Below are 21,922 nucleotides of genomic sequence, written 5' to 3' on the forward strand. Positions count from 1 at the left end.
CTCAGTCGTTGAGTTCGATGGCCGGTGGCTGTCGGCCCCGCATGGACAACTCCCTGGCATGCTTGTCCCGCGACCGCTGTGCGGCCACTTCCAGCGCCACCAAAGCCTCGTGGGTGGTCGCTTGCGTGTACACCACCTGGCTCTCCTCAGAAGCGTGATGCATGAAGCGTCGGATGAGCGACTTGTCGACGCCAGCGTTGCGCAGCCGGCGGCCATAGGCGTGACGGTGGCCATGTGGTGTCGTACCCAGTGTCTTGCTGATCGCGAGTCCGATCCGTTTGCAGGCGGCGGCATGCGCCTTGTTGTACTGGTTCAGCGTATACATCGCGCCCATAGGTTCGCGGCTTAGGTTGATGAAGGCAAAGGGGTGGTCGCGCTCGACGCGAGCAACCTGCTCAAGGTAGCGGTACCAAAGTTGCAGGAACCACTCGCCATATTCCGGCAGAAACCAATACGCTTGCTTGTAGTAGGCCGCATCGTGCATGCCGCCTTTCCAGCCGGCGTGGCGGCGGTCCAGCACCTTAGTACGCGGCACGAGGCCGAACTGCCGGGCTAGGTACTCCGCGCGGTTGCCTTTGCGCGGCTTGCCCCTTTCATCGCACCAGTCAGCGGGCGCAACACCGTGGCTCGGGTGATGGATGAGCACCTTGGCTTGGCGCGGATTGGCCGGATCAGGAAACACGTCCGAAATGTAGAGGTGGAAGGGCTCCGACTCGCGGAAACCGGCCCCGTGCAGCAGCAAGGTGATGAGCATGCCGCGATAGTCTTGGCGTCCGGCCACGCTGAACCCCTTGGCGAGCAGTTCCTCGAAGCACTTCTCAGGGAAGGCCGGGGGCTCACCTCTTTCGACCTTAGGTAGGCGTTGATGCCGGACACGATGCCCGGTTTCGCTGGGGGATGCGTTCGTCGTCCAGGTGTGACCAAGGAAAGCTTTGTTGCGCCGGAACTGATAAGCAGCCTCGTCTATCTGCCGGTCGAAGGCCCCGCCCGCATAGCGTGGGTTCACCTGAGCAGCCTCGGGACTCATTTCGCCGAGCCAGTCGAAGAAGTCTGTCAGGTAGGTGACGATGTGCGAAGCGTCCTGCGGTGAGCGAGGTGCCCAGCACAGGTCACTGGGGTCCAGGCCGGTCTGGCGGTCGAAGGTGCCTGTATAGAGCCGTTGGGCAAAATTTTGAAACAGACGGTAGGTGTCGCGCTCGGCGGGGTTGGATTGCAGGTATTCGAGGAACATCCGTACCGAGCGGGTCACTTTGGACATCCAGGTCAAACTACGGTCGTGGCTCCGATACAGGCAATAATCGAGCAAAGGCTCCAACACCCCGGCCGGTGTCAGCAACGCAGGCATTTCGGTGTAGGCCCCTGTGGCGTCGGTGTGGACACGGGCTTTGACGGTGACGAACATGGGAGCTAGACAGCAAGACGACGCAACAAGTCAGTCGCGGCTTTGAAATCGACATGGCGCACATGCATGACCAGGTCCACTGCACCGCCTCCGCCTCTCTGGAGCCGTGTGTCGAAGAACTTGGGGCCGCGAAGGAGCAATTCGAAATCCTGTCCTTCAGCATTGACGTGATAGCGCTGCGTACCCTGCGCACTCAGGGGCTCGAAAGTGTCGTCGACCTTTGCGTAGCACCCCAGCTTCCCCAGCACGAAGAGGGCGTCAAGCGCCCGCCAGCGTTCTAGCGTCAAGTTATCCACAGACCGTCGACCCATCCGCTCCTCCCCCGGACCCCCACCTGCTACTCGTCTTTCAAAGAAAGACGGCTACTCGAACAGCCAAAGACATCGCTGCATCTGCCCGTTCGCTATACATTCGATGCATGTTTACGGCATAACTACGAAAACATTGAGACAAAAAAAAGCCCCTTCGAGAGGGGCGTGGAATCCTTCCGGCAGCTAAACCACCCTAACTATGTATTGATCGTTGGGGGGAATAACGCGAGAGCACGGGGGCTTCGTTTTGCCGGGCTGGCGACGCGCGCGAAGCGCTTGCCGGACTTAGAACGCGCTGCGCCGGTCCGGATCGTGCAGCGGATCGGGCGTCTTCTGCGTGAGCCGCAGGATGCCCTGGTCGTCGAAGTAGAAGCTGTAGAGCATGTACCACACGTTGTCTTCGAGGTAACGGTAGGTCCAGGCTTCCCTCTTCATCAGCGGGAAGTAGGCAGTTTCCACCGGGCGGCCGAAGTTCACGAGCACGTCAGTGCGCGTCCATTTGCCGATCTCGGCTCGGTAGAACTCGTTGGGCTGCAGCACCTGGCGCACGTTCTGCACCTTGCCGCTGGCGTCGATGTCGGCGGCCACGGTGGTTTCGCCCATCGGCTGGGTCGGCCACATCAGGCGCTTGCCGCCGTTGGGCAGGTCGTAGACTTCGTGCGGCGGACCGAAGCGGGCGACCACGGCCTGGGCGTCGTCGCCCGCATGAAATTGCTGCCACGGTTGCACGCAGCCGGCGAGTGCGAGCGCGCCCATGCCGGCGACGAGCGTGCGGCGCGTGGTGCGCGGCAGTCGCGCCGCGATGGCGGATGAAAGACGCTTGAGCATGAAGTCCCCCGTTGGCACGCGTGCGATGGACGCCGCGCGGATTCGAACCTGGGTTCGAACTGTCTGGAACCCTCTCTGGAACCGTTATTTTGACACGTCGGGATCACGATGGCTTGCCGTGGTGCGCATGGGCGTCCTATGATCCGCGCTTCATATGAACCGGGTCATGGACGAAGAGGGCGGCGCATGAAGGCAGGCATCAATGCACGATGGACACGCGCGACGGCGCTGTTGGCGGCGACAGGGTTGAGCGTGGCGCTGATGGCAGCAGGCGCGTACGCGGCGAGCGCGCAAGCGCCTGCTGCCCAGCCGATCCAACTCGCGCTGATCGAAGGCATGTCTGGGCCGTTCGCGGACGCGGGCGCGGCCGTCGAGCGCAATCTGCGTTTCGGCGTGGAGCGCGTGAACTCGCGTGGCGGCGTCACGCTGCCCGATGGACGTCATCCGCTCGAACTGGTGGTGCTCGACAGCAAGGGCAGCACCGAGGCGGCGCTGATGCAGCTGCGCGCGGCGGCGGACCGCCATATCGGCTTCGTCCTGCAGGGTAATAGCTCGGCGGTAGCGGCAGCGCTCGTCGCCGCGATCGACCGCCAGAACGCGCGCGAGCCCGATAACCGCGAGCTTTTCCTCAACTATTCCGCCGACGATCCCGCGCTCACCAACGCGAATTGCAGCTTCTGGCACTTCCGCTTCGACGCGCACGCAGGCATGCGCATGGATGCGCTCGCGGACGTGATCGCCGCCGACAAGTCGGTGAAGAAGGTCTACCTGCTGAATCAGGACTACAGCTTCGGCCACGATGTGAGCGCGCTCGCGCGTGCGGCGCTGGCGAAGCAGCGTCCGGACATTGCCGTGGTGGGCGACGAGTTTCATCCGATCGGCCGGGTGAAGGATTTCGCACCCTATGTCGCGAAGATTCGCGCGGCCGGCGCGGACGCCGTCATCACCGGCAATTGGGGCAGCGATCTCACGCTACTCGTGAAGGCCGCGCGCGAGCAGGGCCTCGACACCCGGTTCTACACGTTCTACGGCAACAGCCTTGGCGCGCCGGCGGCGCTCGGCGAGGCGGGCGTCAAGCGCGTGATCGCCGTGGCCGACTGGCATCCGAACGCGGGTGGCACGGCTTCGGACGCCTGGTATGCGGCGTTCCGCGCCCGCTATCCGGCGGCGCAGGATGACTATCCGGTGCTGCGCATGAGCATGCTCGTGGAAATGCTCGCCCAGGCCATGACGAAGGCCGGCTCGGCGCAACCGGAAGCGGTCGCGAGGGCGCTCGAAGGCATGCGCTTCACGGGGGATGAAGGCAGCTTCCATCCAATGTGGATGCGCGCGGATGACCACCAGGTGATTCAGCCCCTTTACGTGATGCAGATGGACAAGCAGGGCGCGCCTGGCGTGCGCTACGACAATGAAGGGTCGGGATACGGCTTTCGCACGGTGCTGGCGCTGCCGGCGGAGCGCACGGTGCCGGCGACGGTCTGCAAAATGAAGCGGCCCTGAACCGGGCCTGCGCAGGCCCGGTTCGCGGCGAACTGGGCCTGTGCTACAATGCGCGTCTTGTCGTGATTCACGGCAAGAGAGCAATAGTCACAACCACGGCACGGCCTTTCTTCCGTGACCGCCTGTTTGTATTAAAGGAAAAGCAAAATGTCCGTAGCAGATATCAAGAAGTCCGACATCGTCGCGCAATTCGCGCGTGGCACCGGTGACACGGGTTCGCCCGAAGTCCAGGTTGCACTCCTGACGTCGCGTATCAACGAACTGACTGGCCACTTCAAGTCGCACCAGAAGGATCACCACAGCCGCCGCGGTCTGCTGCGCATGGTGAGCCGCCGCCGCAAGCTGCTCGACTACCTGAAGGGCAAGGACGCAGATCGCTACCGCGCACTGATCGAGAAGCTGGGTCTGCGCAAGTAATCGCAAGGTCTTGCCGAAAGATGCCTGTGTCAGTTCCACTGATGCAGGCATTTTGTTTTTGAACGGTATGCTTCATGCGATGCGTGCCGGATAGCAGTACGAAGCAGCACCAATAGCGGTAAATCGGCAGTAAAAGCAGCAGGGCCGGGCCTCGGGGCAGAGCTTTGTGTCATTCCATCGAATCGTGCGCGACAAAACACCGTAGGTGCACCGCGTCATCGTCGCATTCGCGAGATTCGCTGGAATGGCATAACACTCCTCTACCTGCGCGGTGCCGGATTCTGTCTTGCCGTGTCGTCCGCGTGTGCGGGCGATGCATAACAAATGAGTAAGGAGTGAGTGACCATGACCATGTTCAATAAAGTCGTGAAAGAATTCAAATGGGGTCAGCACAATGTGCGCCTCGAAACCGGTGAGATCGCCCGTCAGGCGGGCGGCGCCGTCATCGTCGACGTCGAAGACACCGTCGTGCTCGCGACCGTCGTTGGCGCGAAGACCGCGAAGCCGGGTCAGGACTTCTTCCCGCTCACCGTCGACTACATCGAGAAGACCTATTCGGCCGGCAAGATTCCTGGCGGCTTCTTCCGCCGCGAAGGCCGTCCGTCGGAAGGCGAGACGCTGATCTCGCGCCTGATCGACCGTCCGCTGCGTCCGCTCTTCCCGGAAGGCTTCTACAACGAAGTCCAGGTCGTGATCCACGTCCTGTCGATCAACCCGGAAGTCCCGGCTGACATCCCCGCGCTGATCGGCGCATCGGCAGCGCTCGCGATCTCGGGTCTGCCGTTCAACGGCCCGGTGGGCGCCGCACGCGTGGCCTACATCAACAACGAGTACGTGCTGAACCCCACGCGCGCGCAAATCAAGGAATCGCGCCTCGACCTCGTCGTGGCCGGTACCGAGCGTGCAGTGCTGATGGTGGAATCGGAAGCCGACCAACTGCCGGAAGACGTGATGCTCGGCGCGGTCGTGTTCGGCCACGAGCAGATGCAAACGGCTATCGACGCGATCCACGAACTGGTTCGTGACGGCGGCAAGCCCGAGTGGGACTGGCAGCCGGCGCCGAAGGACGAAGCGCTCATCGCGCGCGTCACGGCCATCGCCAACGACAACCTGCTCGCAGCGTACCAACTGCGCGACAAGCAACAGCGTTCGACCAAGCTGAAGGAAGTCTACGCAGCAACGTCGGCCAAGCTCGAAGAAGAAGCGGCTGCGGCCGGCACGACGGCGGCCGACAAGGCCACGGTCGGCAACATCGTGTTCGACCTCGAAGCGAAGATCGTCCGTTCGCAGATCCTGAACGGCGAGCCGCGTATCGACGGCCGCGACACGCGCACCGTGCGTCCGATCGAAATCCGTACCGGCGTGCTCCCGCGCACCCACGGTTCGGCGCTGTTCACGCGCGGCGAGACGCAGGCGCTGGTCGTCGCGACGCTCGGCACCAAGGGCGACGAGCAGATCATCGACGCGCTCGAAGGCGAGTACCGCGACCGCTTCATGCTCCACTACAACATGCCCCCGTTCGCGACCGGAGAAACGGGTCGCGTGGGTTCGCCGAAGCGCCGTGAAATCGGCCACGGCCGTCTCGCCAAGCGCGCGCTGATCGCGTGCCTGCCGAGCGCCGAAGAGTTCGGTTACTCGATTCGCGTGGTTTCGGAAATTACCGAGTCGAACGGTTCGTCGTCGATGGCTTCGGTGTGCGGCGGCTGCCTCGCGTTGATGGACGCCGGCGTGCCGATGAAGGCGCACGTCGCGGGCATCGCGATGGGCCTGATCCTCGAAGGCAACAAGTTCGCTGTGCTGACCGACATCCTCGGCGACGAAGATCACCTCGGCGACATGGACTTCAAGGTCGCGGGTACTGAAGCTGGCGTGACCGCGCTGCAGATGGACATCAAGATCCAGGGCATCACCAAGGAGATCATGCAGGTCGCCCTCGCGCAAGCGAAGGAAGGCCGTATGCACATCCTCGGCAAGATGACCTCGGCGGTTGCGGGTGTGAACACCGAAATGTCGGCCTACGCGCCGCGCATGATCACCATCAAGATCAATCCGGAGAAGATCCGCGACGTGATCGGCAAGGGTGGTTCGGTGATCCGCGCGCTGACCGAAGAAACCGGTACGACCATCGACATCTCCGACGATGGCGTCGTGACCATCGCTTCGACGTCGAGCGAAGGCATGGCCGAAGCGAAGAAGCGTATCGAGAACATCACGGCTGAAGTCGAAGTCGGTCAAGTCTACGAAGGCGCGGTCCTGAAGCTGCTCGACTTCGGCGCGATCGTGAATCTGCTGCCGGGCAAGGATGGCCTGCTGCACATTTCCGAGATCGCCAACGAGCGCATCAAGGACATCAACGACTACCTGAAGGAAGGCCAGATCGTGAAGGTCAAGGTCATCCAGACGGACGAGAAGGGCCGAGTGCGCCTGTCCGCCAAGGCGCTGCTCAATGAGCAAGCCAATGGCGGCGCACCGCAGGGCGAGCCGCAGCAGTAAGGCGGTTTGCTGAAACGGCCGGCACGCGATGAGCGCGCCGGCCGTTTTTTTATGAGAATGTGAGATTGAGGCGGGTGTAACTGAAGGCCCTACGGAGACGCGAGATGAAGGCAGTGGAGATTACTGAATTCGGTGCGCCGGACGTGCTCAAGCTGACCGAGCGCCCGATGCCCGAGCCGAAGGCAGGCGAGGTACTGATCAAGGTGGGCGCGTCGGGCGTGAATCGCCCCGACGTGTTTCAGCGCAAGGGTTCGTATGCGCCGCCGCCGGGAATTTCCGATTTGCCGGGGCTCGAGGTGGCGGGCGAGATCGTCGGCGGGACGATCGACGAAAAGAACAACCCGTTCGGCCTGAAACTCGGCGACCGCGTGTGCGCACTGATCGCGGGCGGCGGCTATGCCGAGTACGCGGTCGCGCCGCTCGGCCAATGCCTGCCGGTGCCGAAGGGGCTCACGGATATTGAAGCGGCTTCGCTGCCCGAGACCTATTTCACGGTGTGGAGCAACGTGTTCCAACGCGCCCTGCTCGGCAAGGGCGAGGGCGGCGAGAACGAGACGCTGCTCGTGCAAGGCGGTTCGAGCGGGATCGGCGTTACGGCGATTCAGATCGCGCATGCACTCGGTTTTCGCGTCTTCGCAACTGCGGGCTCGGACGACAAGTGTCGCGCCTGTGAGCAACTGGGCGCCGACCGTGCCATCAACTATCGCAACGAAGATTTCGTGGAGGTCGTGAAGGCGCTCACGAACGACCGTGGCGTCGACGTGATTCTCGACATGGTGGCGGGAGGTTATGTGTCGCGCGAGCTCTCGGCGCTGGCCAACGGCGGTCGCATCGTGCTGATTGCGACGCTCGGCGGCTCGAAGGCTGAAGTCAACATGGGCGAGATCCTGCGCCGCCGCCTGACGATTACGGGCTCGACGCTGCGTGCCCGTTCGGTCGAGTTCAAGGCGCAGATCGCCCAGGAATTGAAGGCGCATGTGTGGCCGTTGCTTGAAGAGGGGCGGATCAAGCCGGTTGTGTTCCGCGTCTTCCCGGCTGCACAGGCGGCCGGGGCCCACGCGCTGATGGAGAGCAGCGAGCACATCGGCAAGATCATGCTCGATTGGGGGCAGGTGGCCTGATTGGGCGGCCATTGCCCCGCACAGGCCCGCTGTGCGGGGCAATGGCGGGTTCGTGCTTTGATTTTTCGGCATTTTTTGACGCTTTTTTCGTATGTCCGGAGCAGGCCGGTTTGACCCGCCTCGATTGCACGCAGTAAAATTCTGCGTTTTGCGTCTGCTTTTAACAGCAACCGGAACAATGACGAATCAACGATCGAAGCTCGTAGTCGGTAACTGGAAGATGCATGGCCGCCTCGCGGCCAATGCGGCATTGCTCGAAGGCGTCGCGCAGGGCGTGCAGTCGCTGCCCGCCGAAGTACGCGTCGGCGTGTGCGTGCCGTTCCCCTATCTTGCGCAGGCTCAGGCGCTGCTCGGCGGCAGTCGCGTAGTCTGGGGCGCGCAAGACGTGTCCGCGCACGAGCAGGGTGCCTTTACGGGCGAAGTGGCGGCGGGCATGGTTGCCGATTTCGAGGCAGGGTTCGCGATCGTTGGTCACTCGGAGCGTCGTGCGTATCACAGCGAAAGCTCCGAGCTCGTTGCGCAGAAGACGCAGCGCGCGCTTGCGGCCGGCCTCACGCCGATCGTCTGCGTGGGCGAGACACTGGAACAGCGTGAAGGCGGCACGACCGAGCAAGTGGTCGGCGCGCAGCTTGACGCGGTGCTGGCGGTGTTGTCGGTCGAAGACGCAGCGCACATTGTCGTTGCCTATGAGCCGGTCTGGGCTATTGGCACGGGCAAGAGCGCGACGTCGGAGCAGGCGCAGCAAGTGCATGCTTTCCTGCGCGCGCGGCTAGCCGCGAAGGGCGCGCAGGTGGCGAACGTGCCGCTGCTGTACGGCGGCAGCGTGAAGCCGGAGAATGCGGCGGAGTTGTTCCGTCAGGCCGATATCGATGGTGGCCTGATCGGCGGCGCTGCGCTGAAGGCTGGGGATTTCCTCGCGATTTGCGCGGCCGCTGCGACGGGCGCGAGCGTCGCGGGATAAAAAATAAGGCTCGGGCACGGCGCCTCCCGTGAGGTTCGTGCCGGCTGCACATGCGCATGCCTCTGGGAGGCTGTGCTCAACAAGGACTCAGGTGAGTGTGATGCTGTATTTGAAAACGTTGATTATCGTCGTCCAGATTCTGTCGGCGCTCGGGGTGATCGGCCTCGTTCTGCTGCAGCACGGCAAGGGCGCCGACATGGGCGCCGCCTTCGGCAGCGGTGCATCGGGCAGCTTGTTCGGCGCGACCGGCTCGGCGAACTTCCTGTCGCGTACGACTGGAATTCTCGCAACGGTCTTTTTTGTCTCGACGCTTGCACTAACTTACTTGGGGTCTTATCATTCGAAGCCTTCGGCAGGCTTGCTGGGCGCTACGGCACCGGCTCCGGTCGTGGCTTCGGCGCCGGTTGCCGCATCTGTTCCTGCGGCTTCCGCGGCCAGCGCCCCGGCTGCAGCGCCGGCCGCCGCCAGCAACGACGTACCGAAATAATTCTGAAAAACTTGTTTTTGTGCATTGAACAAAGAGCGGGAACAAGTTAGAATTTAAGTCTTGAAGCGATTCGCGGGTTGCATAAATTGTTGTCCCGGATTGCATGTAGTGCCGACGTGGTGAAATTGGTAGACACGCTATCTTGAGGGGGTAGTGGCGAAAGCTGTGCGAGTTCGAGTCTCGCCGTCGGCACCAATGTTATCTAAAAAATGCCAGCCGCTTGCTTCAGCTTCGGCTGGCATTTTTGCTTTATACGTCGTGTTCGTTTCGTTCGTGGCGCGAAGTACGTAAAGTGATTCCCGCAGCGCGACTTGAAGTTCCTGCGGAACCTCAGAACCAACCGAAAGAGGATAGCCTTGAATCTCGCTACCTATTACCCCGTCCTGTTATTCCTTCTCGTAGGTATTGGTCTGGGCGTGGCGTTGGTGAGCATCGGCAAGATCCTCGGTCCCAACCGGCCCGACAGCGAAAAAATTTCACCGTACGAGTGCGGCTTCGAAGCGTTTGAAGACGCGCGCATGAAGTTCGATGTACGGTATTACCTCGTGGCCATTCTCTTCATCATCTTCGACCTCGAAACGGCGTTCCTGTTTCCGTGGGGTGTTGCCCTGCGCGATATCGGCTGGCCGGGCTTCCTGTCGATGATGCTGTTTCTGCTCGAATTCCTGCTGGGCTTTGCCTACATCTGGAAGAAGGGCGGTCTCGACTGGGAATAAGGGGTTAATCGCCGGATAGCATGGGTGGCACTGCGGGTACACCGCAGGCCGTCCGTCTGGAGTGGAAAGCACATGAGTATCGAAGGGGTCTTGAAGGAAGGGTTTGTCACCACGACGGCTGACAAGCTGATCAACTGGACGCGCACTGGCTCGCTGTGGCCGATGACGTTCGGTCTAGCGTGTTGCGCCGTCGAAATGATGCACGCGGGTGCGGCCCGTTACGACCTCGACCGCTTCGGCGTGGTGTTTCGCCCGAGCCCGCGCCAGTCCGACGTGATGATCGTTGCCGGCACGCTGTGCAACAAGATGGCGCCCGCGTTGCGCAAGGTCTACGATCAGATGGCCGAGCCGCGCTGGGTGATTTCGATGGGGTCGTGCGCCAACGGCGGCGGCTACTACCACTATTCGTATTCGGTCGTACGCGGGTGTGATCGCATCGTACCTGTCGACGTCTATGTGCCGGGTTGTCCTCCGACAGCGGAAGCCCTCGTGTACGGGATCATTCAGCTGCAGGCAAAGATCCGTCGTACCAGCACCATCGCCCGTCAATAAAGGCCAAGCGCCTCCCCATAATATGGCAAGCAAACTCGAGACCCTGAAAGCGAACCTCGAAGCGGCCCTTGGTGCGCGCGTCGTCAGTCTCACCGAAGCGCTCGGCGAGTTGACCTTGGTCATAAGCTCTAAAGATTACCTCAGCGTGGCGAAGGAGCTCCGCGACAATCCGTCGCTGCGCTTCGAGCAGTTGGTTGATCTGTGTGGCGTCGACTATCAGACATACGGCGACGGCGCGTGGGAAGGCCAGCGCTTCGCGGCTGTGTCGCATCTGCTCTCCATCACGAATAACTGGCGTCTGCGCCTGCGTGTGTTCGCGCCGGACGACGACGTGCCCATCGTGTCCTCGCTCGTCGACATCTGGAGTTCGGCCAATTGGTACGAGCGCGAGGCGTTCGACCTGTTCGGCATCGTCTTCGAAGGCCATCCCGACCTGCGCCGCATCCTGACCGACTACGGTTTCATCGGCCATCCGTTCCGCAAGGACTTCCCGATTTCGGGCTACGTCGAAATGCGTTACGACCCGGAGCAGAAGCGCGTGGTTTACCAGCCGGTCACGATCGAGCCGCGCGAAATCACGCCGCGCGTGATCCGCGAGGATCGCTACGGTGGTCTGAGGAAACACTAAGAGGGTCGCATGTCAGAGATCAAGAACTACACGCTCAACTTCGGCCCGCAGCACCCGGCAGCGCACGGCGTGCTGCGCCTCGTGCTCGAGCTCGACGGCGAAGTGATCCAGCGCGCCGATCCGCACATCGGCTTGCTGCACCGTGCGACGGAAAAGCTCGCAGAAAACAAGACCTTCATTCAGTCGGTCCCGTACATGGATCGTCTCGACTATGTGTCGATGATGGTCAACGAGCACGGCTATGTGCTCGCGATCGAAAAGCTGCTCGGCATTGAAGTGCCGATCCGCGCGAAGTACATCCGCGTGCTGTTCGACGAAATCACGCGCGTGCTCAACCACTTGATGTGGATCGGCTCGCACGGGCTCGACGTGGGCGCGATGGCGGTGTTCCTCTACGCGTTCCGCGAGCGCGAGGACCTGATGGACGTCTATGAGGCGGTCTCGGGCGCGCGCATGCACGCGGCTTACTATCGTCCGGGCGGCGTGTACCGCGATCTGCCCGACGCCATGCCGCAGTACAAGGCTTCGAAGGTCCACAACGAGAAGGCGCTCGCCCGCATGAACGAGGCGCGCCAGGGCTCGGTGCTGGACTTCATCGACGACTTCTTCACGCGCTTCCCGGCTTGCGTCGACGAGTACGAAACGCTCCTCACCGACAACCGGATCTGGAAGCAGCGTCTCGTGGGCATCGGCGTGGTGACGCCGGAGCGCGCGATGCAGCTGGGCCTCACCGGCGCGATGCTGCGTGGCTCGGGCATCGAGTGGGACCTGCGCAAGAAGCAGCCCTATGAGGTGTACGACCAGATGGATTTCGACATCCCAGTGGGCGTGAATGGCGACTGCTACGACCGCTATCTCGTGCGTGTCGAGGAAATGCGTCAATCGACTCGTATCGCGAAACAGTGCATTGAGTGGCTGCGCAAGAATCCCGGCCCCGTGATGGTCGACAATCACAAGGTTGCGCCGCCGTCGCGCGTCAACATGAAGTCGAACATGGAAGAGCTGATTCACCACTTCAAGCTCTTCACTGAAGGTTTCCACGTGCCCGAAGGCGAGGCCTACGCAGCCGTGGAGCATCCGAAGGGCGAATTCGGCATCTACCTGGTGTCGGATGGCGCCAACAAGCCGTATCGTCTGAAGATCCGCGCGCCGGGCTATGCCCATCTGTCCGCGCTGGATGAGATGGCGCGCGGTCACATGATTGCCGACGCGGTCACGATCATCGGCACGCAGGACATTGTGTTCGGTGAAATTGACCGTTAAGCAGCAAACTGCCGGTGCGCCTGCTCAAAGGGCGCATGGCGAAATACCGGGAACGCCACGTCTGTCGCAGCGAGCAGGTACGCTTCACGCGCGACGGGAGTTTGTGTGGCGGGAATTGCAACGGTAGGAAATGAAAGAGTCGTGTCTGAAAATGATCTCAGCTGAAGGCCTGAAAGAAATCGATCGCGCGTTGACGAAGTACCCCGCCGATCAGAAGCAGTCCGCCGTGATGGCGGCTTTGGCCGTTGCTCAAGAAGAGCATCGTTGGCTGTCGCCCGAACTCATGCAGTTCGTGGCCGACTACCTTGGCATGCCGCCTGTCGCGGTCCAGGAAGTCGCCACGTTCTACACGATGTTCGAGACCAAGCCGGTCGGCAAGTACAAGATCACGCTCTGCACGAATCTGCCGTGCCAGCTCGGCCCGGATGGCGGTGCGGAAAGCACGGCCGAATATCTGAAGCAGAAGCTCGGAATCGACTTCGGCGAAACCACGCCCGACGGCAAGTTCACCTTGAAGGAAGGTGAGTGCATGGGCGCGTGCGGCGACGCACCGGTGCTGCTGGTGAACAACCACCGCATGTGCAGCTTCATGAGCCGCGAGAAGATCGACCAGCTGCTCGAGGAGCTTTCGAAATGACTTCGCTGCACGACCGTCACATCAAACCCCTGATTCTCGCGGGCCTGAACGGCGAGAACTGGCATCTCGAAGACTACGTCGCGCGTGGTGGCTACAAGCAGCTGCGCCGCATCCTCGAAGAGAAAATTCCGCCTGAGCAGGTCATTGCCGACGTGAAGGCAAGCGGTCTGCGCGGCCGTGGTGGCGCAGGCTTCCCGACGGGCCTGAAGTGGAGCTTCATGCCGCGTCAGTTCCCGGGGCAGAAGTACCTCGTCTGTAACTCGGACGAAGGCGAGCCGGGCACGTTCAAGGACCGCGACATCCTGCGCTGGAATCCGCATTCCGTGATCGAAGGCATGGCCATTGGCGCATACGCAATGGGCATCACCGTGGGCTACAACTACATCCACGGCGAAATCTTCGAGGTCTATCGCCGCTTCGAGGCCGCGCTTGAAGAAGCGCGCCAGGCGGGTTATCTCGGCGACAACATCCTTGGCACGGACTTTTCGTTCCAGCTGCACGCGCACCATGGTTATGGCGCGTACATCTGCGGTGAAGAAACCGCGCTGCTCGAGTCGCTCGAGGGCAAGAAGGGCCAGCCGCGCTTCAAGCCTCCGTTCCCGGCGAGCTTTGGCGTGTACGGCAAGCCCACCACGATCAACAACACCGAGACGTTCGCGGCGGTGCCGTTTCTGCTGACCGTCGGTCCGCAGGCGTACATGGAGCTCGGCAAGCCGAACAACGGCGGCACCAAGATATTCTCGATCGCGGGCGACGTGGAGCGTCCGGGCAACTATGAGATTCCGCTCGGCACGCCGTTCGCGACGCTCATGGAGCTCGCCGGCGGCGTGCGCGGCGGCAAGAAGCTCAAGGCCGTGATTCCGGGTGGATCGTCGGCGCCGGTCATTCCGGGCGACCTGATGATGCAGACGGACATGGACTATGACTCCATCGCCAAGCAGGGCTCGATGCTCGGCTCGGGCGCGGTCATCGTCATGGACGAGACGCGCTGCATGGTGCGCTCGCTGCTGCGTCTGTCGTACTTCTACTATGAAGAGTCGTGCGGCCAGTGCACGCCGTGCCGCGAAGGCACGGGCTGGCTGTATCGCGTCGTGAACCGCATCGAGCACGGCCAGGGGCGCCAGGAAGACTTGGACCTGCTGAACTCGGTGGCGGGCAACATCATGGGTCGTACGATCTGCGCGCTCGGCGATGCAGCGGCCATGCCGGTGCGCGGCATGCTGAAGCACTACTGGGACGAATTCGAATATCACGTGCACAACAAGCGTTGCCTGGTCGGTGGACATGCCGGCTCGCACGCGGCCTCGCAGACTGTGGCTGCATAAGGCGGCGTAAAGGCAAAGGCGTGTTGGGCGCGAGCCGCGTGGCGGTACGCAACGGGGTAGACCGCTGGAAATTGAGCGGTAACAGGTTAGGGACGATTAACCATCATGGTTGAACTTGAAATAGACGGCAAGAAGGTGCAGGTGCCCGAGGGCAGCATGGTGATCCAGGCTGCGCAACGGGTCGACACGTACATTCCGCACTTCTGCTATCACAAGAAGCTGTCCATCGCGGCCAACTGCCGGATGTGTCTCGTCGATGTCGAGAAGATGCCGAAGGCCGTGCCCGCGTGCGCGACGCCGGTGTCGCAAGGCATGGTCGTGCGCACGACGTCGGACAAGGCCGTGCAGGGTCAGCAAGCCGTGATGGAATTCCTGCTGATCAACCACCCGCTCGACTGCCCGATCTGCGATCAGGGCGGCGAATGCCAGTTGCAGGATCTGGCGGTTGGGTACGGCAAGTCGGCATCGCGCTACAGCGAAGAAAAGCGCGTTGTGTTCCACAAGAACGTCGGCCCGCTCATCTCGATGGAAGAGATGACACGCTGCATCCATTGCACGCGTTGCGTGCGCTTCGGCGACGAAATCGCCGGGGTGATGGAACTCGGCATGCTCGGCCGCAGCATGCACTCGGAAATCAGCACCTTCGTCGGCAAGACGGTGGACTCGGAACTCTCGGGCAACATGATCGACTTGTGCCCGGTCGGCGCGCTCACGAGCAAGCCGTTCCGCTTCTCCGCGCGTACGTGGGAACTGTCGCGCCGCAAGTCGGTGAGCCCGCACGATTCGACCGGTGCCAACCTCGTCGTGCAGGTGAAGAACAATCGTGTGATGCGCGTGCTGCCGTTCGAGAACGAAGCCGTCAACGAGTGCTGGATCTCGGACAAGGACCGCTTCTCGTACGAAGGCCTGAACGCTGAAGACCGTCTCACGCACCCGATGATCAAGCAGGGCGGCCAGTGGGTCGAGACCGACTGGCAGACCGCGCTCGAATACGTGGTGAAGGGCATCAAGGGCATCAGCGACGAGCACGGCGAGAGCCAGCTCGCGTTGCTCGCGAGCCCGCACAGCACGACCGAAGAACTCTATCTCGCGAAGCAGTTCGCGGACGCGATCGGCACGCCGAACGTCGACTTCCGCCTGCGCCAGAGCGACTTCTCCGCGCCGCTCGCGGGCGCGCCGTGGCTTGGCGCCAAGATTGCGGATCTTTCGTATGCTGACTCGGCGTTCGTGATCGGCTCGTTCCTGCGCCGCGACCACGCGCTGTTTGCCGCGCGTCTGCGCCAGGCAGCGAAGGGTGGCGCGAAGGTCGCGTTCCTGCAGGCATCGGCCGACGGCTCGCTGATCCCGAGCGCGCAGCGTATCGTCGCCGCGCCTTCGGCATGGCTCGAAGAACTCGCTGCCATCTCGGCCGCCGCCGCCGAGGCAAAGGGTGTCGCGCTGCCTGAAGGCTTCGCTGGGGCACAGGCGACCGACGCCGCGAAGCAGGTGGCCGCCTCGCTCGCGAGCGGCGAACGCCGCTTCGTGTTGCTCGGCAACGCTGCTGTCCAGCATCCGGAATTCTCGCGTCTGCACGCCGCTGCGCAGTTCATCGCGGAGACGACGGGCGCGACGCTTGGCTTCCTCACGGAAGCCTCCAACACGGTCGGTGCGCACCTCGTGGGCGCGCTGCCGGGCCAAGGCGGCCTGAACGCTCGCGAAGTGTTCGAGCAGCCTCGCAAGGGTTATCTGCTGTTCAACGTCGAACCCGAGTTCGACACGGCCAACCCGGCTGCCGCGCGCGCCGCGCTCGCGCAAGCCGAGATGGTCGCTGTGTTCTCGCCGTTCAAGACCGGACTCGACTACGCCGACGTGCTGCTGCCCATCGCGCCGTTCACGGAGACCTCGGGTACGTTCGTCAACGCGGAAGGCACGGTCCAGTCGTTCAACGGCGTCGTGCGTCCGCTCGGCGACACGCGGCCGGCATGGAAGGTCCTGCGCGTGCTCGGTACGCTGCTCGGCGCGCGAGGCTTCGAATACGAGACGTCGGAAGAAGTACGCCGCAAGGCGCTCGGCGACGGCGACTTCGCTGCACGCCTGTCGAACAAGGCCACGGCTCAAGTGGCCCGGGCGACTCAGGGCAGCCTCGCGAAGGCGGCCGATGGCCGCTTCGAGCGCGTCTCCGATGTGCCCATCTACCGTGCCGACCAACTCGCGCGTCGCGGCGACGCGCTGCAGCTCACGATGGCGGCACGCGTGGCGAACACCATCGGCCTGCCGGCCGCGTTCTTCGACCAGCTTGGCCTGAAGGAGGGTGACGCCGTGCGCGTGCGCCAGGGCGAGCTCTCGGTGACCGCGCCCGCGACGTGCGATGCGAATCTTGCGCCGACGACGGTGCGTGTGTCGGCGGCAACGCCGGCCGCCGCGCAGCTCGGCAGCCTGTTCGGTGAACTGCTGGTGGAGAAGGCGTAAATGAGCTTGTTCGATACGATCAATGCAGGCGGCAGCCAGCTGCTCGGCGTGGCGTGGCCCACCGTCTGGGCGCTGGTGCGTATTCTCGTCGTCGCGGTGGTGATCCTGCTGTGCGTGGCCTACCTGATCCTGTGGGAACGCAAGCTGATCGGCTGGATGCACGTGCGTCTCGGCCCGAATCGCGTGGGTCCCGGTGGCCTGTTGCAGCCGATCGCCGACGTGCTGAAGCTGCTGCTCAAGGAAGTCATTCAGCCCGCCCAGGCGAGCCGCTGGATCTACATGGTTGCGCCGATCATGGTGGTGGTGCCGGCCTTCGCGGTTTGGGCGGTGATTCCGTTCCAGGCGGGCGCGGTGCTCGGCGACATCAACGCGGGTCTGCTCTACGTGATGGCGATCTCGTCGTTCGGCGTCTACGGCGTGATTCTCGCGGGCTGGGCCTCGAACTCGAAGTACGCGTTCCTTGGCGCGATGCGCGCCGCGGCGCAGATGGTCTCGTATGAAATTGCGATGGGCTTCGCGCTGGTCGTCGTGTTGATGGTGTCGGGCAGCCTGAACCTGTCGGACATCGTGCGTCAGCAGATGCAAGGCATGTTCGCGAGCCATGGCGTCACGTTCCTCTCGTGGAACTGGCTGCCGCTCTTGCCGATGTTCGTCGTCTACTTCATCTCGGGCCTCGCCGAAACGAACCGCCACCCGTTCGACGTGGTGGAAGGGGAGTCGGAAATCGTCGCCGGTCACATGATCGAGTACTCGGGGATGGGCTTTGCGCTCTTCTTCCTCGCTGAGTACATCAACATGATCGTGATCTCGGCGCTCACGTCCGTGCTGTTCCTGGGCGGCTGGAGCGCACCGTTCGCGTTCCTCGATTTCATCCCCGGCGTCTTCTGGCTGGTGCTGAAGACCTTCTTCTTCCTGTCGGTGTTCATCTGGGCGCGCGCTACGTTCCCTCGCTACCGTTATGACCAGATCATGCGTCTTGGCTGGAAGGTGTTTATTCCGGTGTGCGTCGTGTGGCTGATCGTGATCGGCTTCTGGTATATGTCGCCGCTGAGCATCTGGAAATAAGGGGCGAAGGAAACATGACCGCTATCCAAAACTTCTTCAAGACGTTCTTCCTGACCGAGCTGCTCAAGGGGCTCGCGCTGACGGGTCGCTACACCTTCAAGCGCAAGTTCACCGTGCAGTTTCCGGAAGAGAAGACCCCGATCTCCCCGCGCTTTCGTGGCCTGCACGCGCTGCGCCGCTATGAAAACGGCGAAGAACGCTGCATCGCGTGCAAGCTGTGCGAGGCGGTTTGCCCCGCGCTCGCGATCACGATCGAGTCGGAAGTGCGCGCAGACAACACGCGCCGCACCACGCGTTACGACATCGACCTGACCAAGTGCATCTTCTGCGGTTTTTGCGAAGAGAGCTGCCCGGTCGACTCGATCGTCGAGACGCATATTCTCGAGTATCACGGCGAGAAGCGCGGCGATCTGTATTTCACGAAGGATATGCTGCTGGCCGTTGGCGACCGCTACGAAGCGCAAATCGCCGCGAACAAGGCAGCAGATGCACCGTACCGTTGATCTTCAGTTTGACGCTGTATCGGCCCGCGGTTCGGGCCGGCTGTGGGGAGCGTGTGTGTCTGGTCAAAAACCGGGCGCCGCGAAACCGCAGCCCGGGAACCGCGGCGCGACGCCTTCTGGTCTGGCCGCCAGTTTGCGCTGCGCAATCCGCCTTACGATGGCCTCAACGATGAACCAGTAATCATGGAATTCACGACCGTCCTGTTCTACATCTTCGCGCTGCTGCTCACGCTATCAGGGCTGAAGGTGGTTACCTCGCGCAATCCTGTCTCGTCCGCGCTCTTCCTCGTGCTCGCGTTCTTCAACGCGGCCGCGGTGTGGATGCTGCTCGAGGCCGAATTCCTCGCGATCCTGCTGGTGCTCGTCTACGTGGGCGCGGTGATGGTGCTGTTCCTGTTCGTGGTGATGATGCTGGACATCAACATCGACGTACTGAGCCGCGACTTCAAGCGCTTCGTTCCGGTGGCGACCATCGTGGGCGCGATCATCGTGATCGAAACCGCGCTGATCCTCTGGCACGGCTACGGCGCGACCACTTCGCCGGTGCCGGATACCTCGGCCGCGGCCGCTGCATCGGTGTCGAATACGCACCTGATCGGCAAGATCATCTATACCGATTACATCTTCGCATTCGAAATTGCCGGCCTCGTGCTGCTCGTGGCGATCGTCGCGGCCATTTCGCTGACCGTGCGCGAGCCCAAGAACGCCAAGCGCCAGAATGTTTCGAAGCAGGTCAGCGTGCGTCGCCAGGACCGCGTGCGCCTCGTGAAGATGCCAGCCGTCAAGGAAGCTCCGGAAGTGGCCGAGGCGAGCAACGCCGACACCACTCCGGCCGCGACCGGCACCAAGAGCCAAGCGTAGAGGAGAGCACTATGTTGACCCTGGCCCATTACCTCGTCCTCGGCGCGATCCTCTTTGCGATCTCGATCGTTGGCATTTTTCTTAATCGGCGCAACGTCATCATCATCCTGATGGCGATTGAGTTGATGTTGTTAGCGGTGAACACCAATTTCGTCGCGTTTTCTCATTACCTAGGTGACGTTCACGGACAGATTTTCGTGTTCTTCGTGCTAACTGTTGCGGCAGCGGAAGCCGCAATTGGTCTGGCTATTCTTGTGACTCTGTTCCGCAGCCTCGACACGATCAATGTCGAGGACCTCGATCAGCTCAAAGGTTAAGGCAGGCTCTGTTTATGGCAACGACACTCAACGAAACCCTATTGCTGGCGGTCCCGCTGGCGCCTCTCGCCGGTTCTCTGATTGCCGGTTTGTTCGGCAAAACGGTGGGGCGCGCGGGCGCGCATACGGTCACCATTCTCGGCGTCGCGATTGCTTTCGTGCTCTCGTGCATCACGTTCTTCGACGTGATGAACGGCGCGAGCTTCAACGCAACCGTCTACGAATGGATGTCGGTGGGAGGCCTGAAGTTCGAAGTTGGCTTCCTGGTCGACTCGTTGACGGCGCTGATGATGATCATCGTGACCTTCGTGTCGCTGATGGTGCACATCTACACGATCGGCTACATGGCGGAAGAAGAGGGCTACCAGCGCTTCTTCTCGTACATCGCGCTGTTCACGTTCTCGATGCTGATGCTCGTGATGAGCAACAACTTCCTGCAGCTGTTCTTCGGCTGGGAAGCGGTGGGCCTCGTCTCGTACCTGCTGATCGGCTTCTACTTCAAGCGTGAAAGCGCCATCTACGCGAACATGAAGGCGTTCCTCGTGAACCGCGTGGGCGACTTCGGCTTCCTGCTGGGTATCGGCCTGCTGCTCGCGTACGGCGGCTCGCTCAACTACAACGACGTGTTCGCGAAGGGCAACGAAATCGCTGCGCTGACGTTCCCGGGCACCTCGTGGAACCTGCTCACGGTCTCGTGCATCTGCCTGTTTGTGGGCGCGATGGGTAAGTCGGCGCAGTTCCCGCTGCACGTCTGGCTGCCGGACTCGATGGAAGGCCCGACGCCGATTTCTGCGCTGATCCACGCCGCCACCATGGTGACGGCTGGCATCTTCATGGTTGCGCGCATGTCGCCGCTGTTCGAACTCTCGGACGCCGCGCTGTCGTTCATCGTCGTGATCGGTGCGATTACCGCGCTCTTCATGGGCTTCCTCGGTATCGTCCAGCATGACATCAAGCGCGTGGTCGCTTACTCCACGCTCTCGCAGCTCGGCTACATGACCGTGGCGCTCGGCGTGTCGGCGTACCCGGTCGCGATGTTCCACCTGATGACGCACGCGTTCTTCAAGGCGCTGCTGTTCCTCGGCGCGGGGTCGGTCATCATCGGCATGCACCACGACCAGGACATGCGCAACATGGGCGGTCTGCGCAAGTACATGCCCATCACGTGGATCACTTCGCTCATCGGTTCGCTCGCGCTGATCGGCACGCCGTTCTTCTCGGGTTTCTATTCGAAGGACTCGATCATCGACGCTGTGAAGGCCTCGCACCTTCCGGGTTCGGGCATTGCCTATTTCGCGGTGGTCGCGAGCGTGTTCGTGACGGCGCTGTACTCGTTCCGCATGTACTTCCTCGTGTTCCATGGCGAAGAGCGCTTCCGCGGTCCGAAGCATCCGGAATCGCCGATGGGCATCGAAGCTGCCGAGGCGGCTCACGGCGGTCACGGTCACGGCCATGGCCACGACGATCACCACGCTCACGTGCCGCACGAGTCGCCGTGGGTGATCTGGGTGCCGCTCGTCCTGCTCGCGATTCCTTCGGTGATCGCCGGCGCCTATGCGATCCAGCCGCTGCTGTTCGGCGACTTCTTCGCGCACGGCGTGGCGTTCCAGAAAGTCATCTTTATTGGCGAAAATCACCCCGCGCTTGCTGAGATGGGTGAAGAATTCCACGGCTGGGCCGCGATGGCCGCACATGCGTTCTCGGGTCTGCCAGTGTGGCTTGCACTCGCGGGTGTGATCGTGGCGTGGTTCTTCTACATGAAGCGCCCGGACCTGCCGGCCGTCGTGTCGCGCACGTTCTCGCCGGTCTACAAGCTGCTGACGAATGCGTATTACCTCGACAAGATCAACGAAGTCGTCTTCGCTCGCGGAGCGGTCGCTATCGGTCGAGGGCTGTGGAAGGAAGGCGACGTCGTCGTGATCGACGGCGTCGTGAATGGGAGCGCCAAGTTTATCGGCTGGTTTGCATCGGTCATTCGTTTCCTGCAATCCGGCTATATCTACCACTACGCATTTGCCATGATCATTGGCATGCTTGGCCTCCTTACTCTGTTTGTAACGCTCGGCGGCAAATAAGAAGGCGAGGAA

Annotated in this window: 21 protein-coding genes and 1 tRNA gene; 19 read left to right on the plus strand and 3 right to left on the minus strand. The window is 62.2% G+C overall.

Going from position 1 to position 21,922, the window contains the following annotated elements:
- Window position 1 precedes the first annotated feature (1 nt).
- From gmtY to HV773_RS07090, 3 genes are all read right to left on the minus strand, one after another.
- Entirely contained in the window at window positions 2-1,402 is a 1,401-nt protein-coding gene (gene gmtY, locus HV773_RS07080; protein ID WP_175194380.1) for a gamma-mobile-trio recombinase GmtY, read from the minus strand.
- A gap of 5 nt (window positions 1,403-1,407) precedes the next feature.
- Window positions 1,408-1,689 carry a hypothetical protein gene (locus HV773_RS07085; RefSeq protein WP_465263027.1) on the minus strand — a complete coding sequence of 94 codons (282 nt, stop codon included), beginning with the start codon at window positions 1,687-1,689 and terminating at the stop codon, window positions 1,408-1,410.
- A 309-nt stretch (window positions 1,690-1,998) separates the two neighbouring features.
- Window positions 1,999-2,469 carry a hypothetical protein gene (locus HV773_RS07090; RefSeq protein WP_129563301.1) on the minus strand — a complete coding sequence of 157 codons (471 nt, stop codon included), beginning with the start codon at window positions 2,467-2,469 and terminating at the stop codon, window positions 1,999-2,001.
- A 333-nt stretch (window positions 2,470-2,802) separates the two neighbouring features.
- On the opposite strand from HV773_RS07090, the gene HV773_RS07095 reads away from it, so the two are divergent.
- The 19 genes from HV773_RS07095 to nuoL all read left to right on the plus strand — a co-directional run bounded on the left by HV773_RS07095 (window position 2,803) and on the right by nuoL (window position 21,910).
- A complete protein-coding gene (locus tag HV773_RS07095; protein ID WP_227875397.1) occupies window positions 2,803-4,041 on the plus strand; it encodes a branched-chain amino acid ABC transporter substrate-binding protein in 1,239 nt (412 codons plus the stop codon).
- Between the two features lie 147 nt (window positions 4,042-4,188).
- Window positions 4,189-4,458, plus strand: a complete 270-nt coding sequence (rpsO, locus tag HV773_RS07100) for a 30S ribosomal protein S15 (RefSeq protein WP_035534390.1) — start codon at window positions 4,189-4,191, stop codon at window positions 4,456-4,458.
- 345 nt (window positions 4,459-4,803) lie between these two features.
- Window positions 4,804-6,951, plus strand: a complete 2,148-nt coding sequence (pnp, locus tag HV773_RS07105; protein ID WP_129561594.1) for a polyribonucleotide nucleotidyltransferase — start codon at window positions 4,804-4,806, stop codon at window positions 6,949-6,951.
- A gap of 104 nt (window positions 6,952-7,055) precedes the next feature.
- Window positions 7,056-8,072, plus strand: a complete 1,017-nt coding sequence (locus HV773_RS07110; RefSeq protein WP_129561595.1) for an NAD(P)H-quinone oxidoreductase — start codon at window positions 7,056-7,058, stop codon at window positions 8,070-8,072.
- Between the two features lie 178 nt (window positions 8,073-8,250).
- A complete protein-coding gene (gene tpiA, locus HV773_RS07115; protein ID WP_129561596.1) occupies window positions 8,251-9,033 on the plus strand; it encodes a triose-phosphate isomerase in 783 nt (260 codons plus the stop codon).
- A 100-nt stretch (window positions 9,034-9,133) separates the two neighbouring features.
- Window positions 9,134-9,520, plus strand: a complete 387-nt coding sequence (gene secG / locus HV773_RS07120; RefSeq protein WP_129563302.1) for a preprotein translocase subunit SecG — start codon at window positions 9,134-9,136, stop codon at window positions 9,518-9,520.
- Between the two features lie 110 nt (window positions 9,521-9,630).
- Window positions 9,631-9,715, plus strand: a tRNA-Leu gene (locus tag HV773_RS07125).
- A 161-nt stretch (window positions 9,716-9,876) separates the two neighbouring features.
- On the plus strand, window positions 9,877-10,236 hold the full coding sequence (locus HV773_RS07130) for an NADH-quinone oxidoreductase subunit A (protein WP_129561597.1): 360 nt from the start codon (window positions 9,877-9,879) through the stop codon (window positions 10,234-10,236).
- A 72-nt stretch (window positions 10,237-10,308) separates the two neighbouring features.
- On the plus strand, window positions 10,309-10,788 hold the full coding sequence (locus HV773_RS07135) for a NuoB/complex I 20 kDa subunit family protein (protein ID WP_035534401.1): 480 nt from the start codon (window positions 10,309-10,311) through the stop codon (window positions 10,786-10,788).
- A gap of 22 nt (window positions 10,789-10,810) precedes the next feature.
- Entirely contained in the window at window positions 10,811-11,416 is a 606-nt protein-coding gene (locus tag HV773_RS07140; RefSeq protein WP_129561598.1) for an NADH-quinone oxidoreductase subunit C, read from the plus strand.
- 9 nt (window positions 11,417-11,425) lie between these two features.
- Window positions 11,426-12,679, plus strand: coding sequence for an NADH-quinone oxidoreductase subunit D (locus HV773_RS07145; RefSeq protein ID WP_129561599.1), 1,254 nt, complete (start codon window positions 11,426-11,428; stop codon window positions 12,677-12,679).
- 151 nt (window positions 12,680-12,830) lie between these two features.
- Window positions 12,831-13,316, plus strand: a complete 486-nt coding sequence (nuoE, locus tag HV773_RS07150; protein ID WP_129561600.1) for an NADH-quinone oxidoreductase subunit NuoE — start codon at window positions 12,831-12,833, stop codon at window positions 13,314-13,316.
- On the plus strand, window positions 13,313-14,641 hold the full coding sequence (nuoF, locus tag HV773_RS07155) for an NADH-quinone oxidoreductase subunit NuoF (RefSeq protein WP_129561601.1): 1,329 nt from the start codon (window positions 13,313-13,315) through the stop codon (window positions 14,639-14,641). The genes nuoE and nuoF overlap by 4 nt, the downstream gene beginning before the upstream one ends.
- A gap of 105 nt (window positions 14,642-14,746) precedes the next feature.
- Window positions 14,747-17,089, plus strand: a complete 2,343-nt coding sequence (nuoG, locus tag HV773_RS07160) for an NADH-quinone oxidoreductase subunit NuoG (protein ID WP_129561602.1) — start codon at window positions 14,747-14,749, stop codon at window positions 17,087-17,089.
- Window positions 17,090-18,154 carry an NADH-quinone oxidoreductase subunit NuoH gene (nuoH, locus tag HV773_RS07165; RefSeq protein WP_129561603.1) on the plus strand — a complete coding sequence of 355 codons (1,065 nt, stop codon included), beginning with the start codon at window positions 17,090-17,092 and terminating at the stop codon, window positions 18,152-18,154.
- A gap of 14 nt (window positions 18,155-18,168) precedes the next feature.
- On the plus strand, window positions 18,169-18,657 hold the full coding sequence (nuoI, locus tag HV773_RS07170; RefSeq protein ID WP_129561604.1) for an NADH-quinone oxidoreductase subunit NuoI: 489 nt from the start codon (window positions 18,169-18,171) through the stop codon (window positions 18,655-18,657).
- Window positions 18,658-18,840: 183 nt separating this feature from the next.
- Window positions 18,841-19,518: an NADH-quinone oxidoreductase subunit J gene (locus HV773_RS07175; protein WP_129561605.1), complete on the plus strand. Its 678-nt coding sequence runs from the start codon at window positions 18,841-18,843 to the stop codon at window positions 19,516-19,518.
- Between the two features lie 11 nt (window positions 19,519-19,529).
- Window positions 19,530-19,835 carry an NADH-quinone oxidoreductase subunit NuoK gene (gene nuoK, locus HV773_RS07180; protein WP_006052894.1) on the plus strand — a complete coding sequence of 102 codons (306 nt, stop codon included), beginning with the start codon at window positions 19,530-19,532 and terminating at the stop codon, window positions 19,833-19,835.
- A gap of 14 nt (window positions 19,836-19,849) precedes the next feature.
- Window positions 19,850-21,910: an NADH-quinone oxidoreductase subunit L gene (nuoL, locus tag HV773_RS07185; protein WP_129561606.1), complete on the plus strand. Its 2,061-nt coding sequence runs from the start codon at window positions 19,850-19,852 to the stop codon at window positions 21,908-21,910.
- Window positions 21,911-21,922: the final 12 nt, after the last annotated feature.

The sequence above is a fragment of the Paraburkholderia caffeinitolerans genome (genome assembly GCF_902859945.1).
Taxonomy (GTDB): Bacteria; Pseudomonadota; Gammaproteobacteria; order Burkholderiales; family Burkholderiaceae; genus Paraburkholderia; species Paraburkholderia caffeinitolerans.

Excerpts from the sequence above, each read along its gene's own strand:
- gmtY (WP_175194380.1), bottom strand. The coding sequence starts at position 1,402 with ATGTTCGTCACCGTCAAAGCCCGTGTCCACACCGACGCCACAGGGGCC.
- HV773_RS07090 (WP_129563301.1), bottom strand. The coding sequence starts at position 2,469 with ATGGGCGCGCTCGCACTCGCCGGCTGCGTGCAACCGTGGCAGCAATTT.
- HV773_RS07095 (WP_227875397.1), top strand. The coding sequence starts at position 2,803 with ATGGCAGCAGGCGCGTACGCGGCGAGCGCGCAAGCGCCTGCTGCCCAG.
- rpsO (WP_035534390.1), top strand. The coding sequence starts at position 4,189 with ATGTCCGTAGCAGATATCAAGAAGTCCGACATCGTCGCGCAATTCGCG.
- pnp (WP_129561594.1), top strand. The coding sequence starts at position 4,804 with ATGACCATGTTCAATAAAGTCGTGAAAGAATTCAAATGGGGTCAGCAC.
- HV773_RS07110 (WP_129561595.1), top strand. The coding sequence starts at position 7,056 with ATGAAGGCAGTGGAGATTACTGAATTCGGTGCGCCGGACGTGCTCAAG.
- tpiA (WP_129561596.1), top strand. The coding sequence starts at position 8,251 with ATGACGAATCAACGATCGAAGCTCGTAGTCGGTAACTGGAAGATGCAT.
- secG (WP_129563302.1), top strand. The coding sequence starts at position 9,134 with ATGCTGTATTTGAAAACGTTGATTATCGTCGTCCAGATTCTGTCGGCG.
- HV773_RS07135 (WP_035534401.1), top strand. The coding sequence starts at position 10,309 with ATGAGTATCGAAGGGGTCTTGAAGGAAGGGTTTGTCACCACGACGGCT.
- HV773_RS07140 (WP_129561598.1), top strand. The coding sequence starts at position 10,811 with ATGGCAAGCAAACTCGAGACCCTGAAAGCGAACCTCGAAGCGGCCCTT.
- HV773_RS07145 (WP_129561599.1), top strand. The coding sequence starts at position 11,426 with ATGTCAGAGATCAAGAACTACACGCTCAACTTCGGCCCGCAGCACCCG.
- nuoE (WP_129561600.1), top strand. The coding sequence starts at position 12,831 with ATGATCTCAGCTGAAGGCCTGAAAGAAATCGATCGCGCGTTGACGAAG.
- nuoF (WP_129561601.1), top strand. The coding sequence starts at position 13,313 with ATGACTTCGCTGCACGACCGTCACATCAAACCCCTGATTCTCGCGGGC.
- nuoG (WP_129561602.1), top strand. The coding sequence starts at position 14,747 with ATGGTTGAACTTGAAATAGACGGCAAGAAGGTGCAGGTGCCCGAGGGC.
- nuoH (WP_129561603.1), top strand. The coding sequence starts at position 17,090 with ATGAGCTTGTTCGATACGATCAATGCAGGCGGCAGCCAGCTGCTCGGC.
- nuoI (WP_129561604.1), top strand. The coding sequence starts at position 18,169 with ATGACCGCTATCCAAAACTTCTTCAAGACGTTCTTCCTGACCGAGCTG.
- HV773_RS07175 (WP_129561605.1), top strand. The coding sequence starts at position 18,841 with ATGGAATTCACGACCGTCCTGTTCTACATCTTCGCGCTGCTGCTCACG.
- nuoK (WP_006052894.1), top strand. The coding sequence starts at position 19,530 with ATGTTGACCCTGGCCCATTACCTCGTCCTCGGCGCGATCCTCTTTGCG.
- nuoL (WP_129561606.1), top strand. The coding sequence starts at position 19,850 with ATGGCAACGACACTCAACGAAACCCTATTGCTGGCGGTCCCGCTGGCG.